The organism is Pseudomonas sp. LTGT-11-2Z, from assembly GCF_003691445.1.
Classification (GTDB): domain Bacteria; phylum Pseudomonadota; class Gammaproteobacteria; order Pseudomonadales; family Pseudomonadaceae; genus Aquipseudomonas; species Aquipseudomonas monteilii.
In genome coordinates this window covers 2802619-2823320 of sequence record NZ_CP033104.1, presented here as the reverse complement: position 1 = coordinate 2823320, position 20702 = coordinate 2802619, and the positions used below count along the sequence as shown (strand labels likewise).

Sequence of the window (20702 nt, the reverse complement as noted above, 5' to 3'; positions counted from 1 at the left end):
TTGTGCCGACCAGTGGTCTACTCCCTCTTTTGCCGCCCGCAACGATTGCCGGCGGTTTCATTGCTTTGCACCCGCCAGGGGCCAAAAGCCCCGGGCTTGTGTAGGATGAGCAGCGCATACCACGACGCTGCCAGTCATAGGGAGATCCACATGCGCGTCCTGTCATCCGTTGCCGCCTTGTCACTGGGCCTGGTCGTCTCGACCGGGGCACTGGCTGTCACCGGCGAAGAGGCGCAACTGATCGATTCGATCAATGTCTACCGCAGCCAGGCCCAGCCCTGCGGTGGCGAGGCGTCGCTGGAGCTGCCGCCGCTCAACAGCGACACCCGCCTGGCGCTGTCGCCAGAAGGCACCCGTGACCTGCAGCAGGCCATGACTCGCGCCGCCTACCCCATGGTCAACGTTCAGGCCATCAGCCTGTCGGGGCCACGCGATGCGCGCGCTGCCATGCACGCCATCGAAGAAAGCTTTTGCCAGGTGGTGCTCGACCCGCAGTTCGTCGATATCGGCGTCAGCCAGGAAGGCCGCGACTGGCGCATCGTGCTGGCCCGCCCACTGCTCAGCGGCCGCCTGGGTGACTGGCAGGTCGAAGGGCAGAAGGTGCTGCAGGAAATCAACGCCGCGCGCAAAGTGCCGCGCCAATGCGGTGGCCAACCCTTCGCCGCCGCCCCCGCCCTGAGCTGGAGCACCGCACTGGCCGGCGTAGCCGCCAACCACACGCGTGCCATGGCCAACCAGAACTTCTTCGACCACATCGACAAGGAAGGCCGTACCCCGGGTGACCGGGCGGAACTGGCGGGTTACCTGTACCAGCAGATTGGAGAGAACATTGCGGCCGGGCGTGATACCGCGCAAAAGGTAGTCGAAGGCTGGCTGGAGAGCCCTGGTCATTGCGCCACGCTGATGAACCCGGACTTCCGTGAAATGGGTGCGGCTTATGCGGTGGACCCAAAGAGTGACGCAGGGATCTACTGGACGGGGTTGTTCGGGACGCCGCAGTAACTTTGCAACGACTTGCCCGCTCCCACTGAAATCTGCGCCAGGCTTCAGCCCTGGAGGTTACCTGCGCGTAACTCAAGGGCAGTACACCCAAACCGCCGTCGTACGCATTTCCCCAGGTAACTGGCATCGCCCAGCCCTACTTCATCGGCAATCTGCGCCAGGCTGTGGCTGGAATTGAGCAAGCGCCAGCGCGCCTGCTGCAAGCGCATCTCCAGCCACCAGGCCTTGGCGCTCATGCCATGGCTGGCCTGAAATTGCCGGTCGAGCTGGCGCCGGCTGATGCCCAGTTCAGCCGCCAATTGCTCCAATGCCAGCGGCGTAGCCAGGTGATGGCGCATCAACGCCTGTGCCCGCTGCACCTGCCGCCCCTGCCCGGCGGCCAGCTCAAGCGAGCGTAGCGCATGGCGGCTGTCGCGGGTTTCGTCCACCAGCATGTCGGCCAGCCCTTTGAGCGCCCGGGTTCGCCCGCAGGCCTGTGACAACAATGCCACCGCCAGGTCGATAGCCGCCGTACCACCTGCGCAGGTGATACGGCTGCCGTCGATGCAATACAGCTGCTCACGCAGCACCTGCAACTGCGGGAATGCTGCACGAAACTCGGCTTCGTGGCGCCAGTGCACCACCACCTTGTGCCCTTGCAACAGCCCGCAGGCAGCCAGCAGGAAGGCGCCGTTGTCGACCCCTACCAGCTTGACCCCGGCTTTGCCGGCCCGCTTGAGCAAGGCCTGGTAGCGCGGCGCCAACGCGGCAGTGGCCATGGCATTGCGCCCGCCGAACACGACCAGATAGTCGAAACGGGTCAGATCGACCTGGCCGGCATCGGCCTCGACCTGCACCACCGCGCCACTGCTCGATGGCACCGGGTCGAGGCTGAGCCCTGCCACGGTCCAGCTGCAGTAGCGCTGCTGACTGTAGTCTTCGTCATCGGCGCTGAAGCGCAACTTGTCGAGAAAGGCGCCGAACGGCAACAGGGCAAAATCCGGTAACGGCAGGATCAGCAAACGGATATCAGGCAGCATGGTGTTGCGTCCAGAAACGACTGTTCAATGTCCAGATACTACCCTTCATGGGTGCAGTTCGCGCCATAAACTGGCCCCCTCCACACCAACAAGGCACTTGCGCAAATGGCACTCGACACCTGGCTGATCTACCTGCTGGCCAGCATTGGCCTGTCACTGACCCCAGGCCCCAACAGCTTGCTGGCCCTGACCCATGGTGCCCTGTACGGCGCCCGGCGAACGTTGTTCACGATCGTTGGCGGGGTGTTCGGCTTCAGCGCCCTCATCGCCCTGGCGATGTTCGGCCTCAGTGCCTTGCTGCAAACCTCGGCCTCGGTGCTGAGCGTGTTGAAATGGGTGGGGGGTGCTTATCTGGTCTGGTTGGGTATCCAGCTGTGGCGCAGCCCGGGGCTGCACCTGGAACTGAACGAGCGCAGCGCTCGGCTTGGCAATGCCGGCCTGTTCCGCCAAGGCCTGTTGTCGGCCATGGCCAACCCCAAGGTGCTGCTGTTCTATGGGGCCTTTCTGCCGCAGTTCATCGACCCGCAACGCGGCTTGATGCTGCAGTTCGTGGTGATGGCAACGACCTTCGCCAGCGTCGAGTTCCTGGTCGAGTACCTGCTGGCGCGGTTGGCATTTCGTATTCGGCCTTGGCTGGCCAAGGGGGGGAAGGGTTTCAACCGTTGCTGCGGCAGCCTGTTTGCCCTGATCGGTGTGGCGCTGCCGCTTGGCCGATGACGCCCCTTGTCAGTTGCCCCGGGCCTTGAACAGGAACACCAGCAATGCGAGGCAGGGCAAGCCTGCGCCCACCAGTGCCACCCCCTGCCAGCCGAGCTGGCTGAACAGCGCACTGGCTACCGCCGAACCCAGTGCCCCGCCCAGGAAGATGCTGGTCATGTACACCGCGTTCAATCGCCCCCGGCTGGCCGGGTCCAGGGCATACACTTCGCGCTGGCCAATGACCATGTTCATCTGCACCGCAAAATCCAGCAGCACACCGGTAAGCCCCAGGCCAATCACGCTGTAACCCGGCGCCGTCAGCCCCAGCAACAAGGCCGCCGGAGCCAGCAGCAGGGCCAGCAGCGAGCCGGCCCGAGCGTGCCCGGCATCGGCCAGGCGGCCAGCCAAGGGCGCGGCAACGGCCCCCACCGCCCCCACCAGGGCAAACACGGCAATCTGGCTCTGCGACAGGCCATGCTCACCCGCCAACGCCATCGGCACGGCTGTCCAGTACAGGCTGAACGCTGCAAACATCAGTGCCTGGTACAACGAGCGTTGGCGCAGCAGCGGATAACGGCGCAGCAGGGTAAGCAGCGATAGCATCAGCCCGGCATAGCTGGCCTTGTGCGCAGGCCGACGCTGCGGCAGGGTCAGCGCCAGCAGCAGGATGATCGCCAGCATCACCCCGGCGGCGCCAATGAACACGGCGCGCCAGCCGAAGTGGTCGGCCACCAGGCTGGACAACGGCCGCGCCAGCAGGATACCCAGCAACAGGCCGCCCATGATGTTGCCCACTACCCGGCCACGCTGCGCCTCTGGCGCCAAGTGCGCTGCCAGTGGAATGAGCATCTGCACCGCCACTGAGCTGAACCCGATCAACAGCGCATAGCCCAGGAACAGCTGGCCCTGGCCGCTGCTGCTGGTGCCCGCCAACAGCAGGCTGACGCAAGCCAGCACAGCGGTGCCGACCATCAACCGGCGGTTTTCCAAGAGGTCGGCCAGCGGCACCAGCAACAGCAGGCCCAGGGCGTAACCCAACTGGGTGAGAGACACGATCAGGCTGGCATGTTCGGTGGACAGCCCAAGGTCCGGTGCGATCAAGCCGACAATGGGCTGGGCGTAATAGATGTTGGCAACGATTGCGCCACAGCAGAACGCCAGCAGCACGACCAGGGCCCGGCTCAGGCCGGTGGCTGCGGGCTGCGCGGCGGCAAGGGAGGGATTCATGCGAGGTTCCTCGGCAAGGAGTGGAGTATGCCGGCTACCTTACCCAGACGTCTCAGTGCAGAGAATCCGCTGCTGGCGCAACGCGGCTTTGCACACCGCGCAATGCCGCGCCTACCGCTCCATCAACGCTGCGCAAAAGTCGATGAACGCATTCACCCGCCGCGAGCCACGGTGGTTGGGCAGGTACAGGGCGTTGATGCTGTTGTTGGCCATGCCTGGGCTGACCTGCCAGTCGGGCAACACCCGCTGCAAACGCCCGGCCTGCACATCCTCGTGTACCAGCCAATCGGCCAGCAGTGCGATGCCGCTGCCCGCCAGCGCGGTTTCACGCAACATGTCGGCATTGGCGCTGCGCAACGGCCCGGTTACGTTCAGCTCCAGGCTGTCCTGCCCGCGCGCCAGGCGCCAGGGCCGTGCCTTTTGCCCATAACGGAAGCGCAGGCAGGCGTGCTCCAACAGTTGCCGGGGGTGATGCAGCGGGTCACGCCCGGCCAGGTATGCCGGGCTGGCCACCAGCCACCGCTCGAAGCGGCCAAGTTGGCGACACACCAGTTCGTCATTGGGCGAGGGGTCGCCCAGGCGAATCGACAGGTCATAACGGCCGTCCAGCAGGTCATCCAGCCGGTCGCTGAGGTCGATATCCAGCTCCAACGCCGGGTGCCGCGCCAGAAACGGCCCCAGGTGCGGGGCGATGACCCGCCTGCCGAACTCCACCGGCAGGCACAGCCTCAAGACACCGACAGGCTCCTCGCCACGGTCGGCAACACTGGCATCGGCCTCGTCCAGCGCCTCGAAAATGCTGCGGGCCCGCTCATAGTACCGGGCTCCGGCCTCGGTCAGGCTGACCTGGCGCGTCGAGCGATTGAGCAACGAAGCACCCACGGCCGTTTCCAGGGCATCAACCAGGCGGGTTACCGACGACGTCGCCAACCCAAGCCTGCGTGCAGCCGCAGAAAAGCCCTGAGCATCGACGGTAGCTACGAACATTTTCATCGCCAGGAGTTTGTCCATCTGCTGCACGTCTTCCAAAACTCAGAAAGTTCTTACAAACCGCAGGGCGGGTCAAGAAACGCGCTACGCGGCGATAGCGTCCATAGTGGAACAACTCCCATTCAAGCGAGGCTTCCCATGACACCCGGTAACCTGCTGACTGCCCTGCCACCGTGCGACCCTACCAGCGCCGAATGTATCGATGAACTGCTCAGCCGCCCAGGCCTGCGCGTGGAGCGTATCGTCTCCAGCGGCCAGGCCAGCCCGCCCGGGTTCTGGTACGACCAGGCCGAAGGCGAGTGGATCGTGCTGCTCAGTGGTGCTGCCGGCCTGCGTTTCGAACATGAGCAGCACACCCGCCTGCTGAAGCCGGGCGATTGCCTGGACATCCCGCCGCACTACCGCCACCGCGTGGAGTGGACTACACCCGGAATGGCGACTGTCTGGCTCGCCGTTTTTTACAGCAGCGGCGCGCCTTGGCCGGTGTGACTACGGCCAAACGCCAACTCGACCAACGTATGAATGCAAAATTATTAGCCAACCTGAACATATCGTTTAATGCATTTTTAAGCACATGTTCTAGACTTTTAGCCACATCTTCGCAAGTTCAGCCCTGCGACAATCAGCCTCACAAAATTATGTACCAACTTGTTAATTAGCAAGCTAAGGGCTTAGACTGCGCGCATTCCACCTGCTGAGATCCCTGGCATGAACGAAACACCGCGCGCCTCTGGCGCTACAAATATCCTCTTGGTTGGCCTGGGCGTAATCATCGCCCTGCTCGGCCTCCTCCTTGCTGCTGGCGGCGTCAAGCTGGCTGGCCTGGGCGGTTCCTGGTACTTCCTGATCGGCGGCCTGGCCATGGCCATCGCCGGTGTGCTGATTGCCCGGCGCAAGCAGGCCGGTGCCTGGCTGTACGCGGCATTCCTGGTGGGTACCGCCGCCTGGGCGCTGATCGACGCCGGCCTGGTGTTCTGGCCGCTGTTCTCGCGCCTGTTCATGTTCGGCGCAATCGGCATGGTCGTAGCGTTGGTCTACCCGCTGCTGGCGCGTGCCAACGGCGCCAGCGCCGGCCGTGGTGCCTACGGCGTTGCCGGGGTGATGGCCGTGGTGCTGGTGATCGCCGCCGGCAACATGTTCGTTGCCCACCCAAGCGTTGCCCCCACTGGCAACGGCCCGGGCATGACCCCGGTCGAAGATGGCAAGCAGCAGAAAGACTGGGCCCACTACGGCAACACCGAAGGTGGCAGCCGCTTCGCCGCGCTGGACCAGATCAACCGCGACAACGTCAACAAGCTGAAAGTGGCCTGGACCTACCGCACCGGTGACGTGGCCATCAGTGACGGCAACGGTGCCGAAGACCAGCTGACCCCGCTGCAGATCGGCAACAAGGTGTTCATCTGCACCCCGCACAACAACCTGATCGCCCTGGATGCCGACACCGGCAAAGAGCTGTGGAAGAACGCAATCAACGCCCAGTCCAAGGTCTGGCAGCGTTGCCGTGGCATGGCATACTTCGATGCCACGGTCGCCATCGCCCAGCCGACCCAGCCGAACAGCTCGCCGATCACGGTGGCAAGCGTGCCGGCCGGTGCCAACTGCCAGCGTCGCCTGCTGACCAACACCATCGACGGCCGACTGATTGCTGTGGACGCCGACAACGGCGAGTTCTGCCAAGGCTTCGGCAACAACGGCCAGGTGGACCTGAAAGCGGGCCTGGGCAACGTACCGGACTCTTACTACCAGCTGTCCTCGGCACCGCTGATGGCCGGCACTACCGTGGTGGTCGGCGGCCGTGTAGCCGACAACGTCCAGACGGACATGCCAGGCGGCGTGATCCGTGGTTTCGACGTAATCACCGGTGAAATGCGCTGGGCCTTCGACCCGGGCAACCCGGAAGATCGCCAGGCCCCCCAGGGCGACAGCACCTACGTGCGCAGCACCCCGAACAGCTGGGCACCGATGTCCTACGACCCGGCGATGAACACCGTGTTCCTGCCGATGGGCTCGTCGTCCACCGACATCTATGGCGTTGAACGCAGCAAACTGGACCACACCTACGGCGCTTCGGTGCTGGCCCTGGACGCCACCACCGGCAACCAGAAGTGGGTATTCCAGACCGTTCACAACGACCTGTGGGACTTCGACCTGCCCATGCAGCCGAGCTTGATCGACTTCACCAAGGACGACGGCCAGTCGGTACCTGCGGTGGTGATCGGCACCAAGGCCGGGCAGATCTACGTGCTCGACCGCGCCACCGGCAAGCCGCTGACCCAGGTCGACGAAGTACCGGTCAAGCCAAGCAACATTCCGAACGAGCCGTACTCCCCGACCCAGCCAAAATCGGTGGGTATGCCGCAGATCGGCGCACAAACCCTGACCGAGTCGGACATGTGGGGCGCCACCCCGTATGACCAGCTGCTGTGCCGCATCGACTTCAAGAAAATGCGCTACGACGGCCTGTACACCGCGCCAGGCACCGACCTGTCGCTGAGTTTCCCGGGTTCGCTGGGTGGCATGAACTGGGGCAGCATCTCCACCGACCCGGTGCATGGCTTCATCTTCGTCAACGACATGCGCCTGGGCCTGTGGATCCAGATGATCCCGTCGCAGAACAAGGGTGGCGCGGCGTCCGGTGGCGAAGCACTGAACACTGGCATGGGCGCTGTACCGCTCAAGGGCACCCCGTATGCGGTGAACAAGAACCGCTTCCTGTCGGTCGCCGGCATTCCGTGCCAGGCCCCGCCGTTCGGCACCCTGACCGCTATCGACATGAAGACCCGTCAGGTGGCCTGGCAGGTTCCGGTGGGCACTGTTGAAGACACCGGCCCGCTCGGCATCCGCATGCACCTGCCGATCAAGATCGGCCTGCCAACCCTGGGCGGCACCCTGTCGACCCAAGGCGGCCTGGTGTTCATCGCCGGTACCCAGGACTTCTACCTGCGCGCCTACGACAGCAGCAACGGTAACGAAATCTGGAAGGCCCGCCTGCCAGTGGGCAGCCAGGGCGGCCCGATGACCTACGTCTCGCCGAAGACCGGCAAGCAGTATGTGGTGATCACTGCTGGCGGTGCGCGCCAGTCGACTGACCGTGGCGACTACGTGATTTCTTACGCACTGCCGTAAGACCGCGTCGCCTGCATCGCCGGCAAGCCAGCTCCCACAGGATCGCGCCACCTGCAAATAGGGTGGGGACCTGTGGGAGCTGGCTTGCCGGCGATGAGGCCCTGAATAACAACCGAGATTTAGCAATGCCATCCGCAATCCGCATCACCCCCACCCTGCTGCTGGCCCTGGCCAGCACCACCGCCCTGGCCGACGGCGACCTCATGACCCGCAGCACCCTGACCGGTGACTGGGGTGGCCTGCGCCATCAGCTGGAAGACGACGGCGTCAAGTTCACCGGCGACTACAGCGGCGAAACCGCCTACAACGCTCACGGTGGCCTGCACCGCTCGGCGCGTTACTCGCAGAACCTGAAGCTGGGTGTGCAGTTTGACCTGTCCAAATTGTATGGCCTGGACAACGGTGGCAAGGTCCAGCTGACCATCAACGACCGTCGCGGCAACAGCGCCTCGGAAGACCTGGTCGGCAACCGCCTGCCAATCCAGGAAAACTTCGGTGGCCTGTATACCCGCCTGACCGAGCTGAGTTACGAGCGCACCCTGTTCACCCCGGCACTCAACGTCAAACTGGGCTACATGGCCATGGGTAACGACCTGGGCGGCCTGGACAGCGGTATCCTGTGCAACTTCATGAACGCCGGCTTCTGCGGCCACCCGCTGAACATGTCGGGTGGCAGTGGCTGGACCAACTACCCCAATGCCCACCTGGGCGTGCGGGTGAAGTATGACCTCTCGCCTGCCTGGCAACTGCGCGTGGCAGCGTTCAACGTCGACCCCGAGAGCAATGGCAACTCCAGCCGTGCCTGGCACCTTGGCCCCAAGCACACCACGGGCACCGTGGTGCCGGTGGAGCTGGTGTACAAGCTGCAGGGTGAACTGCCGGGCGAGTACAAGCTGGGCTACTACTACGACAGCTCCGACGTGAAACGCATCGGCAGCGATGATGAAGTGTCCGGCCGTGGCGGCCATTACCTGCTGGTTGACCAGGCGGTGTGGAACGACCAAGGCTCGCCAGGGCGCAGCCTGCATGCCTTCGGCCAGTACTCGGCGTCGAGCAAGGCTGCCTCGCCGTTCACCAAGTGGTATGGCGCCGGCGTGGTGCTGTACAAGCCGTTCGAAGGCCGCCCGAAAGACACCCTGGCGCTGGGTTATGGCCGTGCCGTGCCCAACCCGCGCAGCCGCGATGTGCTGGAGGATGCCGCCTTCAATGCCGGCCAGCAGTTCCCCGACATCGACAGCGCCGAGCAACTGATCGAACTGAGCTACGGCTACCAGGCCACACCTTGGCTGAACCTGCGCCCGGATGTGCAATACATCATCGAGCCTGGGGCGTTTTCCGGGAAGGACATCGACAACGCGTTGGTGGTTGGCCTGCAGGTCAAGGCCAGTTTCTAACTTGAAAAGGGCCGCGTTGCGGCCCATTTTCGGTCAATGCTGCCTGAGGTAATCCACCAACCTCAGCAGCATGGCATCACAGCCCTGCAACTGCTCGACACTGACAAACTCATCCGGCTTGTGCCCCTGGTCCATGCTGCCAGGCCCGCACACCACGGTCGGGATACCTGCCTGGTTGAACAACCCGCCTTCGGTACCAAACGCCACCGTACCGAATTCATCGGTACCACTGAGCAACGCCACCAGCTGCGCCGCCTCACTGTCGGCAGGTGTCGCCAGCCCCGGATAGGCGCTCAGCGGCGCCAGGCGAATATCACTGGCCGCATTGACCTTGCGCATACGTGGCAGCAACTCGGCTTCTGCATAAGACTGCAACTGGTCGGCCACTGCCTGCGCCTCGAACCCCGGCAAGGCCCGCACTTCGAAGTCGAACTCGCACTCCGCCGGCACGATGTTCAGTGCCCTGCCCCCTTTGATCACCCCGGTCTGCACCGTCGAGAAAGGCGGGTCGAAGCGCTCGTCGCGATGCTGCGGCAAGGCCAGGGCGTCACCGATGTCAGCCAGTTTGCCAATCAGCTTCGCCGCATACTCGATGGCATTCACGCCATAGGGCGCATAGGCCGAGTGGCAGGCCGCGCCATGGACTTGGCAGCGCATCGCCAACTTGCCCTTGTGCCCCAGTACCGGCTTGAGCTCGGTGGGTTCGCCAATCAGGCACAGCCGTGGGGTGTGCGGGCGCTGCGCCAACGCGGCCAGCATCGAGCGTACCCCCAGGCAGCCCACTTCCTCGTCATAGGAGAATGCCAGGTGCACCGGCATGCGCAGAGGCTGGGCGAGGAACGCGGGCACGGCGGCCAGCACCGAAGCGATGAAGCCTTTCATGTCGGCCGTGCCACGGCCATACAGGCGCCCGTCACGTTCGCTCAGGGCAAACGGCTCGACGGTCCAGGCCTGCCCATCCACCGGTACCACATCGGTGTGCCCCGACAACACCACGCCGCCAACGTTTTGGGGGCCGATGGTGGCGAACAGGTTGGCCTTGGTGCCCTCCGGGTTGTGAAACAGCTCGCACTCCACCCCCAGCTCGGCCAGGTAATCGCGGATGAAGCCGATCAACTCAAGGTTGGAGTCCCGGCTGACCGTAGCAAAGCCGATCAGCCGGGCCAGTAGCGCGCGGCTGGCAAATTCACTCATCGCCCGGCACCCCATAGCTGGGTGCAGCGGTCGGGTTAAGGGCACGGGTGACGTAATCCTGCATCTGTGGGCGATAGGCCTGCCAAAGGCCGTCGAGCACGCCGATCGGGTCGGTATCAGCCCAGTCCACGCGCAGGTCCACCAATGGCCAGGTCAACTCGCCGGCAATTTTCAACGCCGCCGAGTGCACCGGCCCAGCTTCTCCACCCGCAGCCATCGCCGCGTGCATGGCTGCCAGCAAGCGGTCTGCCAGGTGGCCGCCAGCCTGCTCGAACGCCACGACCATTGCTTCGATCACCTGGGTCGAGGACAGCAGGTTACCCGCCGCCGCGCACTGTTCACCGGCAACGGCGTTGTACGTGCCCAATGCCTCTCGCCCGGTAAACAGCGCCACCTGCCCTTGGCTGTCGATCACGGTGACCTGGCGGTACTCGCTCCAGCCATTGGCGCTGAGCACCCGGTCCAGCGCGGCGGCGGGTGGCAACTGGCCCTGTTCAAGGGCATCGAGAATCTGCGGGCCCAGTGCCGGCAAGGTGATGTTCTGGGTGGAAACGGCGCCAACACCGGCACGCACCCAAGGGCAACGGGCACCCACGGCAATGCTCGAAGAACTGATGGCGATGCCGACCTGGCCGGTTTCCTGGCAGCGGCCAATGATGGAGAAGGTCATGGTGATGCTCCTGTTGTCCTGTGCGATGCAGGGCATTCTGGGTGGAACCTTCCGGTAGGCGAAACCAACTTTTTCCGAGGGGTTAGGCAGGAAAAAACTTGGCTGAGGCAGAGATCGAGCGCCGCCCGCGCGGCGCATCGCGAGCTGCGCTCGCTCCTACGTTTGTTTCGGGCCAGTTTCTCCTGTGCGAGGCCACAGAACTCGGGGCCTTCGCCGTTTTATCGGCAAGCACCAGCTAAATACTATTTTCGCCATTTGCATCGCATCCCTAGTCTGGCCCCAGGCAACGGCGGTCCTCCAAACCGACCTGACAAAAACCGCCTGAACAAGGGCTCGGACATGACACTGAACAACCTCGAAATCGACACCCTCGTCGTCGGCGCCGGCCAGGCCGGCGTGGCCATGAGCGAACACCTGAACAAGCTTGGCGTGCCGCACCTGGTGCTGGAGCGTAACCGCATCGCCGAAGCGTGGCGCACTGGCCGCTGGGACTCGCTGGTCGCCAACGGCCCGGTCTGGCACGACCGCTTCCCGGGCCTTGAATTCAACCTCGACGCTGACGCCTTCGCCGGCAAGGACCAGGTGGCTGACTACTTCGAGCAGTACGTACGCAAGTACAACCTGCCTGTGCGCACCGGTATTGAAGTAAAGCGCGTGGTGCGCAACAGCGACCGCCCTGGCTTTACCATCGAAACCAATGAAGGCGTGATTCGCGCCAACCGTGTGGTTGCTGCAACCGGCCCGTTCCAGAAGCCGGTGATCCCCGCCATTGCGCCAAAGGACAGCAACCTGCACCAGATCCATTCCGCCGCCTACTACAACCCTCAGCAACTGCCAGAAGGCGCAGTGCTGGTGGTAGGGGCCGGCTCCTCTGGCGTGCAAATCGCCGAAGAGCTGATGCGTGCGGGCCGTCAGGTGTACCTGTCGGTCGGTGCCCACGACCGCCCACCGCGTGCCTACCGAAACCGCGACTTCTGCTGGTGGCTGGGCGTGCTGGGTGAGTGGGACGCAGAAATCGCCAAGCCCGGCCGCGAGCACGTGACCATTGCCGTCAGCGGCGCCCGTGGCGGCCACACCGTAGACTTCCGCGCCCTCGCCCATCAAGGCATGACCCTGGTCGGCCTGACCCAGTCGTTCGAAAACGGCGTGGCACGCTTCCAGGACAACCTGGTCGAGAACATCAACCGTGGCGACGAAAACTACCTGGCCCTGCTGGATGCCGCCGATGCCTACATCGAACGCAACGGCCTGGACCTGCCGCAAGAGCCCGAAGCCCGCCAGCGCCTGGCCGACCCGGAATGCATGGTCAACCCGCTGCAGCAGCTGGACCTGGCCAAGGCCGGTGTCAGCAGCATCATCTGGGCCACCGGTTACGGTGTGGATTTCAGCTGGCTGCAGGTAGACACCTTCGACGCCAACGGCAAACCCCAGCACCAGCGCGGCGTAGCCCGTGAGCCCGGCGTGTACTTCCTGGGCCTGCCGTGGCTGTCGCGCCGTGGCTCGTCGTTCATCTGGGGCGTGTGGCACGACGCCAAGCACGTCGCCGGCCACATCGCCACGCAACGCACCTACCTGGCCTACCGCGACCGCGAACAGCGCGACGCGGATGAGCAGCAAGACAACACCATCAGCAACGTCAGCACCCTCGGAGCCCACTGATGCCTACTCATACCCGCATCCGCATGTTCAACACCAAGGAAACCTACCCCAACCAGACCCTGGACAACGACCTGTGCCAGGCCGTGCGGGCCGGTAACACCATTTATGTGCGCGGCCAGGTCGGTACCGACTTCGAAGGCAAGCTGGTGGGCCTGGGCGACCCTCGGGCGCAGACCGAGCAGGCGATGAAAAACGTCAAGCAACTGCTTGAAGAAGCCGGCTCGGACCTGTCGCATATCGTCAAGACCACCACTTACATCACCGACCCGCGCTTCCGCGAGCCGGTGTACAAGGAAGTGGGCAAGTGGCTCAAGGGGGTGTTCCCGATTTCCACCGGGCTGGTGGTGGCCGGGTTGGCCCAGGCCGAGTGGCTGATGGAAATCGATGTGATCGCCGTGGTGCCGGATCAGGCGTGACCGGCAACCTGCACGGCAGGTAACCCACGCCTGTCATGCAACCAGGCGTGGGTTACCTGTGCCGCCGCTTGCAGCCGCTGTGTTGCGGGCAAGCCGGCGGACGGCACCTCCACGCTGATACACAGGTCGCCGGGCAACGCCGCAAGCAACTGCGCCAGCGGCAGTTGCCCCTCCCCCGGCAACAGGCGGCCCTCACGCGCTTCCTGAATGATCAGATCGTCCGCAGGCCCCAGCAGCGGTGCATCGCACAATTGCACGGCCCGCAGCAGGTGTGGGTTGACCCGCATGATGTCAGCCACCTGGCCACCCGAGCGGAACAGGTGCAAGGCATCGACCAGCACGCCTCCGTTGTCCTGCCCCGCCCCCATCACCACCGCGCACGCCTGTTGCAAAGTCGCCACCGGCCGCCAGCGCATGAACTCCAGGTCCACCCGCAGCCCGTGATCACGCGCCAGTTGGCACAGCGCTGCAAAGTTGCCGGTCAGGCGTGCAACATCCCGGTCGTCCCCCGACACCGTAAGGCTCGTCGCCCCCAGTTCGGCACCGGCGGCCAACAGCGCCTGGTAATCGGCAACCCGGGTTTGCGCCGTCAGCGAGACGAACTCGATGTCCGTCACACGCACGCCTTCCCCTGCCATCACTGCCCGCAGTTCACGCATGGCCTGGCTACCGGCCGCAACCGGATAAGCCTGCGCCCCCGGCATCACCGGGTGCAGGCGCAGGCCCACGGCACTGAAGCCAGCGCGCCGCGCCTCGCGCACCAAACTCACTGGCGCCAGCTCCAGCGCCGTCAGGTGCGCCACGCCCAGGCCATTCAATAGGTCGCCCTCCCACCACTGAGGTCGAACACGAAGCCGGTGGTAAAGCTGCATTCGGGGCCGGCGATCCAGCTGACCATGTTGGCAATCTCCTCGGCCTTGAGGAAGCGCCCCATGGGGATTTTGGCCTTGCTCGCGGCAATGTGCTCCGCTGTCATTTCGGCCATCAGTGGTGTCTCGACCATGGCCGGTGCCACACAGTTGAGCAGTACGCCGTCCTGCGCCAGCTCCTTGGCCGCCGCCTTGGTGAAGGCGATGACCCCGGCCTTGGCTGCCGAATAGGCCGAGATGTACTGCACGCCATCCTTCCCGGCCATGGAGGCAATGTTGACGATGCGTCCGTAGCGGTTTTCACGCATGTGCGCGATGGCGGTGCGGCAGCAATAGAACACGCCGTTCAGGTCGATGGCGATGACTTTGTCCCAGGCCTCTGGCGGGTACTCCCATGACGCCACCACCGGGCCGTTGATGCCGGCATTGTTGACCAGAATCTGCACCTGCCCCAAGCGTGCCAGCGTCTCGGCGAACGCTGCCTCTACCGAGGCCAGCGATGACACATCCACCGCCTGGCGCAGCACCGGCTCAAAGCCCTTTTCAAGGCTGTTCCAGCCATCGACAGCGAGGTCCCAGATCACCACCTGGGCGCCCGCTGCATGCAAGCGCTGGGCGATCGCCAGGCCGATGCCACGCATGCCGCCGGTGACGATTGCGGTCTGGCCTTGCAGGTACTGGCTCATTGTTTTGCTCCATTTTCGACAGTTGGAATATCCGGCAAGCGACGCAGGTCGCTGACCATGAACAGGTAGCACAGCGCCCCCAGCACGGTGATCGACGACACGAACGCCAAAGCCCAGACGAACGAGCCGGTGAGCGAAACGATGATGCCGATGGTCAGGGGCGTAACGATGCCCGCCGCGTTGGCGAACAAGTTGAACAAGCCACCACTGAGGCCCAGCAGGCCTTTCGGGGCGATATCGGAAACGATCATCCAGGCCAGCGCAGACATCCCTTGGGCGAAGTAGGCGATGCACAGAATGGTGATCACCAGTGCATCCGACTCGACGTAGTTGGCCAACACGATCACCGACGCGGTGAGCAGCCCGGCGATCACCGGCAGCTTGCGCGCCACATTCAGCGAATAGCCACGGCGCAGCAAGGCGTCGGACAGCCAGCCGCCGACCAGCGTGCCCAGCGAGGCGGCAATGAACGGCAGCACCGCTACCCAGCCGACCTTGAGCCAGGGCATGTGCCGCTCGGTCACCAGGTAAGTGGGGAACCAGGTGAGGAAAAACACGTTGGTGGAGTTGCAGGCGAACTGCCCCAGGCAGATGCCCAGCATGTTGCGGTGCTTGAGCAGCGCCGGAATCTGCGACCAGCGGAACACTGTGGCTTTCTGCCCGCCATCGACTACCCCGCCACCCGCGGCGATGTAGTCCAGCTCGGCCTGGTTGGCCGTGGTGGACTGGTGCGGCTCATGGTATTTGCGCCACCACACCAGGCCATAGAGGATGCCCATCAGGCCCACGGCCATCAGCAGAAAGCGCCAGCCATAGGCATGCAGCACCCAGAACAGCAACGGCGTCAGGAACGCCAGACCGGTGTACTCGGCAAAGGTGTAGATACCCGTTGCCCTGGCCCGCTCGCTCTGCGGGAACCAAGTGGCCACTACCCGGCTGTTGGTAGGGAAGCACGGTGCTTCGGTTACTCCCACCAGAAAGCGCATGCCCAGCAAAGACAGAAAGCCCTGCGCCAGCCCTTGCAGGCCGGTGAACAGCGACCACAGCGTCAGCGCCAGCCAGTAGGTGAGCTTGGTGCCCAACCGGTCGATGAGGATGCCACCCGGGATCTGCGCGGCGGCGTAAGTCCACGAAAAGGCGGAAAAGACCACCCCCATCATCGCTGCGTTCAAGCCCAGGTCGGCACTGATGCTGGGCGCCGCAATGCCCATCACGCTGCGGTCGAGGTAGTTGATCATGGTGCCGCCGGAGATCAGCGCCAGGATCGTGAAGCGGGTGCGGGTGCGTTGCTGCGCGCGCGCCGGGGTGTCGAACACCCCGAGGCTGGCGTTCTGTTCAGTGTTCATGACGGTTGCTCTCTTGTTATTGGAATGGCAAAACCTGGGTTCTAGGCGAACCCGAACAGACGGCGGGGTGTGTCCCACATCACTGCACGGCGCATGCGGGCATCCGGCATCAGGCATTCGGCCAGTTTCAGCAACGGGCCGTAGTCCACCCGCGAGCGCTGGCGAATGAACGGCCAGTCCGAACCCCATACGCAGGCCTCGGGGCCAAAGGCTTCGAGCAGGGCATGGACGTAGGCACTGCTCTGCTCCTGCAAGGCATCGGCGGCGGCGAATTTCTGCATGCCCGACAGTTTCACGCTGGTCCGGCCACTGTCGGCCAGCCGCAGCAAGGCCTGGAAGCCAGCTTGTTGCACCCCGGCGGCGACATCCGGGCGGCCACAGTGATCGATCAACAGACGCGCTCGGGAGCCTTGCAGCAGGCCATGCAGGTCCAGCAACTGGTCTTCGCATACCTGCACCTGGGCGAACAGGCCAAGCTCGGCGACCTTGCCGAACAGCCCGTTAACGTCCTTGAGGCTGGCCACCCCGTACAACGCGGGGTTGAAGGCGATACCGACCACCCCTTGCGCCTGCAGCGCAGCCAGCGCATCGAGAGGGATACTTGCCTCGACCACCGCCACGCCCTTGAAACGCCCTTGCCCGGTGGCCAAGGCGTGCAGCAGGCAACGGTTGTCGGTGTGGTAGCCGCTGTTGGGGCCGACGAGCAAGGCATGATGTACACCGTAGGCGTTCATCACCCGGGTGAACTGCTCCTGGGTCGCCACCTCCTGGCCAGAGGGCGCATAAGGTGCCTCGGGGTGGTAAGGGAAACGGGCGGGGTCAAACAAATGGTTATGGCAATCGATCTTCGGTTCGTCAAAGATGTTCACGCAGCACTCCCGGCAAGCACCGCTGCGCTTGCCTGCAGATCTTGTTATTGTGCGCCGCAAAGGCGATTTGGCTGTGTTCAAGATACTGCGTGGGCGGGTTTGACGCTCATACCCAGATGGCGAAAACCATAACCGAAGGTAATACACATGCTGCTTGGCAACGAAGGCGCAGACGCAAGCCCCATGGTGTTCAAACTGCGGCACATGGAAGTGTTCCGTGCGGTGATGCTGACCGGCTCGATCAGCGCGGCGGCCAAGCTGCTGTACGTGTCACAGCCGGCCGTGAGCAAGCTGATCCAGTACATCGAGGGGCGCCTGGCCTATCGCTTGTTCGAGCGCATCAACAACCGCCTGGTGCCCACCGCCGAGGCGCAGGTGCTGTTCCGTGAAGTCGAGCGGGTGTACCAGGCGGCGCTGGAGGTGAATGAATGTGCGCTGTCATTGGGTGCCGGCGGCCACCGCAAGCTGCGTATCTCTTGCAGCGCCTCGCTGTCGACGGTGGTCATCCCGATTGCCCTGGCGCAGCTCAAGCGCGAGGCGCCTTCGCTGGACATCGAGTGGCAAACCTCGCTGATGGGCGAAATGCCCAACCAGATCCTGTCGAAAAAGGTCGACCTGTCAATTGCCGCCCTGCCCGTGGTGCACGATCACCTGCATTCGCAGGCCTTCATGCGCGGGCGCATGGTGGTGGTGATGCCACCCGACCACGCCTTGGCCGGGCATGGCTCGCTGACCTTGCAGCAGCTGGAAGGCCATGCGCTGTTGCTGTTCAGGCCCGACATGCCGTTTGGCAAACTGCTGGCCGGGCACATCGAGCGGCGCGGGCTGCAATTGAAATCACTGTTGTCGTTCACCAACGCCAACGAAGCAGTGGCCCTGGTGAAGCAAGGCATGGGCATCAGTGTGATCGACGAATTCGTGGCGCAGGACAGTGGGTTGGCGGCGGTGCCGCTGGCCGATGAAATTCACTTTGATATCAGCTTTGTCTATTCGCGGTTCGAGCCGCCGTCGCATGCGGCGATGCATTTGATGCGGGTGTTGCAGGGGCAGGCGCAGAAACTGGGCCGGGCGATTGCGCCAGCATGATTCAACAGGCCGGCGCAATACCGTGTAGGAGCGCACGGGTTAGAAGCCTATGGTTGCCGACAACAAGTAAGTACGCGGCGTGGAAAGGGTCAACCCCGGCTCACTGTCATCCGAAGCCCCCGCCGAGCTCCAGTAACGATCATCCAGCACATTCTCGACACTGGCCCGCAAGGTAACCTCGGTAGCATCTACCTTGAAGGCATAGCGCGTGCCCAGATCGTAACGCTCCCAGCCATCGATCTGCTTGCTGTTGTTCTGGTCCAGGTACTGCGAGCTGGAATGAATGCCCCGCGCCGTCAGGGTAAGCCGGTTCACACCCGGCACGTCCCATTCGGCGCCGAGGTTGACGTTGTACTCGGGCGTGGCCGGCGCGCGATTGCCATCGTAGGCGCCACCCACGGTGTCGGTCAGCTCGCTGTCGATGTACATGACCCCACCCAGCACCCGCACGCCTTGCACGGGTTCGCCGAATACGCTCAACTCGATACCACGGTTGTCACGCTTGCCATTAGGCCCGAACACCCGCGAGGTGGCGTTGGTCTCGTAGGCCGGCTGGCGAATGCGGAATGCGCTGGCCGTGAACGCTACCTGGCCCAGGTCGTACTTGGCCCCTACCTCAACCTGGCGGCTGGTGAACGGCGGGAAAATCTGGTCTTCGTTGATCGACGTCGACGGCGCGATCTTGCCCTGGCTCAGGCCTTCCATGTAGTTGGCGTACAACGACAGCTGGTCAGTGACCTTGAGCAGCACGCCGCCCGAGGGCGAGACCTTTTCTTCGTCGTAGGCGGTCTCGCCTTTGACGCCGTCGCTCCAGTCATCCACCTGCACCCGCTGCCAGCGCGCGCCCAAGGTCAGCAGCAGGCGGTCGTCGAAAAACCCGAGGGTGTCGGCCAGGGCCACACCGGAGAAGCGGTTTTCTGTGTAGACCTGGGGATCGATGCGGGTGGGTGTGCCCGGGGTCGGGGTCGCTACCGGGTTGTAGAGGTTGCTGGGCGCCGAAGCATAGCGGGCGCCGCCGTTGGTGAAGTCCATGTAGAAGTAGGTGGCGGCCAGGTTCAACTCGTGGCTGACCGGCCCGGTGTGAAACCAGTTGCGAAGGCCTGCCATGGCGGTACGCACCGACTCATCGCGGGTGAAGTCCCGCGGCTGCACGGTGAAGTCGCCGGCATCGTTGGTGATGGACACGTTGTGCCGCAGGAAATCATGGTTGCTTTCACGCGCACCGACCGCGCCATAGGCCAGCAGCGACTCACTGACGTCGTATTCGGCATGCAACGCACCAAAGGTGTCGTTGGTGCGCGCCTTGCTCCAGGCCTGGGCATAGTTGTGGCGAACATCATTGGCATCCGGCACCTTGGCGTTGGCGCCGATCAGCACACGCTCCTGCGGTGCATCGGTGTCACGCTCGGTGTGGCCGAGGTCTGCCGACAGGCGCAGGCGCTCGCCGCGAAAATCCAGGCCCAGTACCGCCATTTCACGCTCGACACGCTGGTGGTCCCATTCGGTATCGCCGGCCTGCTTCACAGCATTCAAACGCACGCCGAACTGCTGGCCTTCGCCAAAACGCCGGCCAACATCCACCGCGCCACCTGCCTGGCCCGCCGACGCATAGCTGCCGGTAAACTCGGTGATCGGCTTGTCTGTGGCCCGCTTGGGCTGCACGTTGATACCGCCGCCCACGCTACCACGCGGCGAAATGCCATTAATCAACTGGCTGGGGCCTTTGATGATATCGACCCGGTCGGCCATTTCCATGTCGATCGAGTAAGTCGGCAAGATACCGTACAGGCCGTTGTAGGCCACATCGCTGTTGAACAGGCTGAAGCCGCGAATGGTGAACTGCTCGAAACGCCCGCCTGCCGGATTGGTGGCCCGGACTGAAGGGTCGGTGGCGATCAGTTCGCCCAAGGTTCGCGCCTGCTGGTTCTTCACCAGTTCGCTGGTGTAGCTGGTGATGCTGAATGGGGTTTCCATGAAATCACGCGACCCCAGCAGGCCTTGCGCGCCCCGCCGAGCCACTTGGCCGCCAGCATAGGGCTGCGTTTCGTTGCTTGCGACCAGCCCGCCAACGATGCTGGTCGGGGCGATTTCCAAAGCGCCACCGGCCTCGGGTGCCGGCATCAGGGTGAAGGCCCCCTCACCCACCGGCAGCAACTGCAAGCCGCTGCCGCGCAGCAGCTGCATGAAACCTTCTTCGACACTGTAGCTACCAGACAGGCCATTGCTCTGCCGGCCCTGGACCAGTGCCGGGTCCAGCGAAAGGCTGACGCCGGCCTGGTCGGCAAACCGGCTGAGCACGGCGCCCAGGCTGGCGGCCGGCACCTGATAGGCACGGCGCGCCGGCTCATCAGCCCAGGCGGGTACGGACAACAACAAGCTCATGGCGAACAACGGGCGCACTGCGCGCACCAGTGGGCGCAGGCGGCAAGACATTACTGCTGACATTGAAA

General features: G+C 64.0%; 18 protein-coding genes. 8 read left to right on the top strand and 10 right to left on the bottom strand.

The window, feature by feature from the left end; translation table 11 throughout:
- Nucleotides 1-150 precede the first annotated feature (150 nt).
- On the top strand, nt 151-1002 hold the full coding sequence (locus D8767_RS13190) for a CAP domain-containing protein (protein ID WP_016713874.1): 852 nt from the start codon (nt 151-153) through the stop codon (nt 1000-1002).
- Between the two features lie 44 nt (nt 1003-1046).
- Here the strand turns inward: D8767_RS13190 and D8767_RS13185 are convergent, their stop codons facing one another.
- On the bottom strand, nt 1047-2021 hold the full coding sequence (locus D8767_RS13185) for a GlxA family transcriptional regulator (protein ID WP_020371274.1): 975 nt from the start codon (nt 2019-2021) through the stop codon (nt 1047-1049).
- A gap of 105 nt (nt 2022-2126) precedes the next feature.
- Between D8767_RS13185 and D8767_RS13180 the strand changes: the two genes are divergently transcribed.
- Nucleotides 2127-2738: a LysE family translocator gene (locus D8767_RS13180; protein WP_016713873.1), complete on the top strand. Its 612-nt coding sequence runs from the start codon at nt 2127-2129 to the stop codon at nt 2736-2738.
- A 9-nt stretch (nt 2739-2747) separates the two neighbouring features.
- On the opposite strand, the gene D8767_RS13175 is transcribed toward D8767_RS13180, so the two are convergent.
- Both D8767_RS13175 and D8767_RS13170 read right to left on the bottom strand, forming a co-directional pair.
- The gene (locus tag D8767_RS13175) at nt 2748-3947 is read right to left on the bottom strand and encodes an MFS transporter (RefSeq protein WP_016713872.1); all 1200 of its coding nucleotides are present in this window, start codon (nt 3945-3947) and stop codon (nt 2748-2750) included.
- A 111-nt stretch (nt 3948-4058) separates the two neighbouring features.
- Nucleotides 4059-4958: a LysR family transcriptional regulator gene (locus tag D8767_RS13170; protein WP_025752583.1), complete on the bottom strand. Its 900-nt coding sequence runs from the start codon at nt 4956-4958 to the stop codon at nt 4059-4061.
- Between the two features lie 117 nt (nt 4959-5075).
- On the opposite strand from D8767_RS13170, the gene D8767_RS13165 reads away from it, so the two are divergent.
- From D8767_RS13165 to D8767_RS13155, 3 genes are all read left to right on the top strand, one after another.
- Nucleotides 5076-5426, top strand: a complete 351-nt coding sequence (locus tag D8767_RS13165) for a cupin domain-containing protein (RefSeq protein WP_016713870.1) — start codon at nt 5076-5078, stop codon at nt 5424-5426.
- A gap of 219 nt (nt 5427-5645) precedes the next feature.
- The gene (locus D8767_RS13160) at nt 5646-8063 is read left to right on the top strand and encodes a glucose/quinate/shikimate family membrane-bound PQQ-dependent dehydrogenase (protein WP_016713869.1); all 2418 of its coding nucleotides are present in this window, start codon (nt 5646-5648) and stop codon (nt 8061-8063) included.
- A 125-nt stretch (nt 8064-8188) separates the two neighbouring features.
- Complete coding sequence (locus D8767_RS13155) at nt 8189-9457, top strand: carbohydrate porin (protein ID WP_016713868.1); 1269 nt, start codon at nt 8189-8191, stop codon at nt 9455-9457.
- A gap of 33 nt (nt 9458-9490) precedes the next feature.
- Here the strand turns inward: D8767_RS13155 and argE are convergent, their stop codons facing one another.
- Both argE and D8767_RS13145 read right to left on the bottom strand, forming a co-directional pair.
- Nucleotides 9491-10651 (bottom strand): acetylornithine deacetylase, encoded by a 1161-nt coding sequence (argE, locus tag D8767_RS13150; protein ID WP_016713867.1) that lies wholly within the window; start codon nt 10649-10651, stop codon nt 9491-9493.
- On the bottom strand, nt 10644-11321 hold the full coding sequence (locus D8767_RS13145; protein WP_016713866.1) for a DUF1028 domain-containing protein: 678 nt from the start codon (nt 11319-11321) through the stop codon (nt 10644-10646). Before D8767_RS13145 ends, argE begins: the two co-directional genes overlap by 8 nt.
- Nucleotides 11322-11660: 339 nt before the next feature.
- On the opposite strand from D8767_RS13145, the gene D8767_RS13140 reads away from it, so the two are divergent.
- Nucleotides 11661-12980 carry an NAD(P)/FAD-dependent oxidoreductase gene (locus D8767_RS13140; RefSeq protein ID WP_016713865.1) on the top strand — a complete coding sequence of 440 codons (1320 nt, stop codon included), beginning with the start codon at nt 11661-11663 and terminating at the stop codon, nt 12978-12980.
- A complete protein-coding gene (locus tag D8767_RS13135; protein WP_016713864.1) occupies nt 12980-13396 on the top strand; it encodes a RidA family protein in 417 nt (138 codons plus the stop codon). Before D8767_RS13140 ends, D8767_RS13135 begins: the two co-directional genes overlap by 1 nt.
- Here the strand turns inward: D8767_RS13135 and D8767_RS13130 are convergent.
- The 4 genes from D8767_RS13130 to D8767_RS13115 are packed head-to-tail and all read right to left on the bottom strand — an operon-like array spanning nt 13387 to nt 17166.
- On the bottom strand, nt 13387-14214 hold the full coding sequence (locus tag D8767_RS13130; RefSeq protein WP_016713863.1) for a sugar phosphate isomerase/epimerase: 828 nt from the start codon (nt 14212-14214) through the stop codon (nt 13387-13389). The genes D8767_RS13135 and D8767_RS13130 overlap by 10 nt on opposite strands.
- The gene (locus tag D8767_RS13125) at nt 14211-14951 is read right to left on the bottom strand and encodes an SDR family NAD(P)-dependent oxidoreductase (protein WP_016713862.1); all 741 of its coding nucleotides are present in this window, start codon (nt 14949-14951) and stop codon (nt 14211-14213) included. The genes D8767_RS13130 and D8767_RS13125 overlap by 4 nt, the downstream gene beginning before the upstream one ends.
- A complete protein-coding gene (locus D8767_RS13120; protein ID WP_016713861.1) occupies nt 14948-16297 on the bottom strand; it encodes an MFS transporter in 1350 nt (449 codons plus the stop codon). Before D8767_RS13120 ends, D8767_RS13125 begins: the two co-directional genes overlap by 4 nt.
- Nucleotides 16298-16338: 41 nt before the next feature.
- On the bottom strand, nt 16339-17166 hold the full coding sequence (locus D8767_RS13115) for an amidohydrolase (RefSeq protein ID WP_016713860.1): 828 nt from the start codon (nt 17164-17166) through the stop codon (nt 16339-16341).
- A 147-nt stretch (nt 17167-17313) separates the two neighbouring features.
- On the opposite strand from D8767_RS13115, the gene D8767_RS13110 reads away from it, so the two are divergent.
- The gene (locus D8767_RS13110) at nt 17314-18252 is read left to right on the top strand and encodes a LysR family transcriptional regulator (RefSeq protein WP_016713859.1); all 939 of its coding nucleotides are present in this window, start codon (nt 17314-17316) and stop codon (nt 18250-18252) included.
- A 39-nt stretch (nt 18253-18291) separates the two neighbouring features.
- Here D8767_RS13110 and D8767_RS13105 read toward each other — a convergent pair whose 3' ends face one another.
- Nucleotides 18292-20697: a TonB-dependent receptor gene (locus D8767_RS13105; protein ID WP_029380289.1), complete on the bottom strand. Its 2406-nt coding sequence runs from the start codon at nt 20695-20697 to the stop codon at nt 18292-18294.
- Nucleotides 20698-20702: the final 5 nt, after the last annotated feature.

What these genes read in the sequence shown, in the direction of transcription:
- D8767_RS13190 (WP_016713874.1), top strand. Translation starts at nt 151, where the DNA reads ATGCGCGTCCTGTCATCCGTTGCCGCCTTGTCACTGGGCCTGGTCGTC.
- D8767_RS13185 (WP_020371274.1), bottom strand. Translation starts at nt 2,021, where the DNA reads ATGCTGCCTGATATCCGTTTGCTGATCCTGCCGTTACCGGATTTTGCC.
- D8767_RS13180 (WP_016713873.1), top strand. Translation starts at nt 2,127, where the DNA reads ATGGCACTCGACACCTGGCTGATCTACCTGCTGGCCAGCATTGGCCTG.
- D8767_RS13175 (WP_016713872.1), bottom strand. Translation starts at nt 3,947, where the DNA reads ATGAATCCCTCCCTTGCCGCCGCGCAGCCCGCAGCCACCGGCCTGAGC.
- D8767_RS13170 (WP_025752583.1), bottom strand. Translation starts at nt 4,958, where the DNA reads ATGGACAAACTCCTGGCGATGAAAATGTTCGTAGCTACCGTCGATGCT.
- D8767_RS13165 (WP_016713870.1), top strand. Translation starts at nt 5,076, where the DNA reads ATGACACCCGGTAACCTGCTGACTGCCCTGCCACCGTGCGACCCTACC.
- D8767_RS13160 (WP_016713869.1), top strand. Translation starts at nt 5,646, where the DNA reads ATGAACGAAACACCGCGCGCCTCTGGCGCTACAAATATCCTCTTGGTT.
- D8767_RS13155 (WP_016713868.1), top strand. Translation starts at nt 8,189, where the DNA reads ATGCCATCCGCAATCCGCATCACCCCCACCCTGCTGCTGGCCCTGGCC.
- argE (WP_016713867.1), bottom strand. Translation starts at nt 10,651, where the DNA reads ATGAGTGAATTTGCCAGCCGCGCGCTACTGGCCCGGCTGATCGGCTTT.
- D8767_RS13145 (WP_016713866.1), bottom strand. Translation starts at nt 11,321, where the DNA reads ATGACCTTCTCCATCATTGGCCGCTGCCAGGAAACCGGCCAGGTCGGC.
- D8767_RS13140 (WP_016713865.1), top strand. Translation starts at nt 11,661, where the DNA reads ATGACACTGAACAACCTCGAAATCGACACCCTCGTCGTCGGCGCCGGC.
- D8767_RS13135 (WP_016713864.1), top strand. Translation starts at nt 12,980, where the DNA reads ATGCCTACTCATACCCGCATCCGCATGTTCAACACCAAGGAAACCTAC.
- D8767_RS13125 (WP_016713862.1), bottom strand. Translation starts at nt 14,951, where the DNA reads ATGAGCCAGTACCTGCAAGGCCAGACCGCAATCGTCACCGGCGGCATG.
- D8767_RS13120 (WP_016713861.1), bottom strand. Translation starts at nt 16,297, where the DNA reads ATGAACACTGAACAGAACGCCAGCCTCGGGGTGTTCGACACCCCGGCG.
- D8767_RS13110 (WP_016713859.1), top strand. Translation starts at nt 17,314, where the DNA reads ATGCTGCTTGGCAACGAAGGCGCAGACGCAAGCCCCATGGTGTTCAAA.
- D8767_RS13105 (WP_029380289.1), bottom strand. Translation starts at nt 20,697, where the DNA reads ATGTCAGCAGTAATGTCTTGCCGCCTGCGCCCACTGGTGCGCGCAGTG.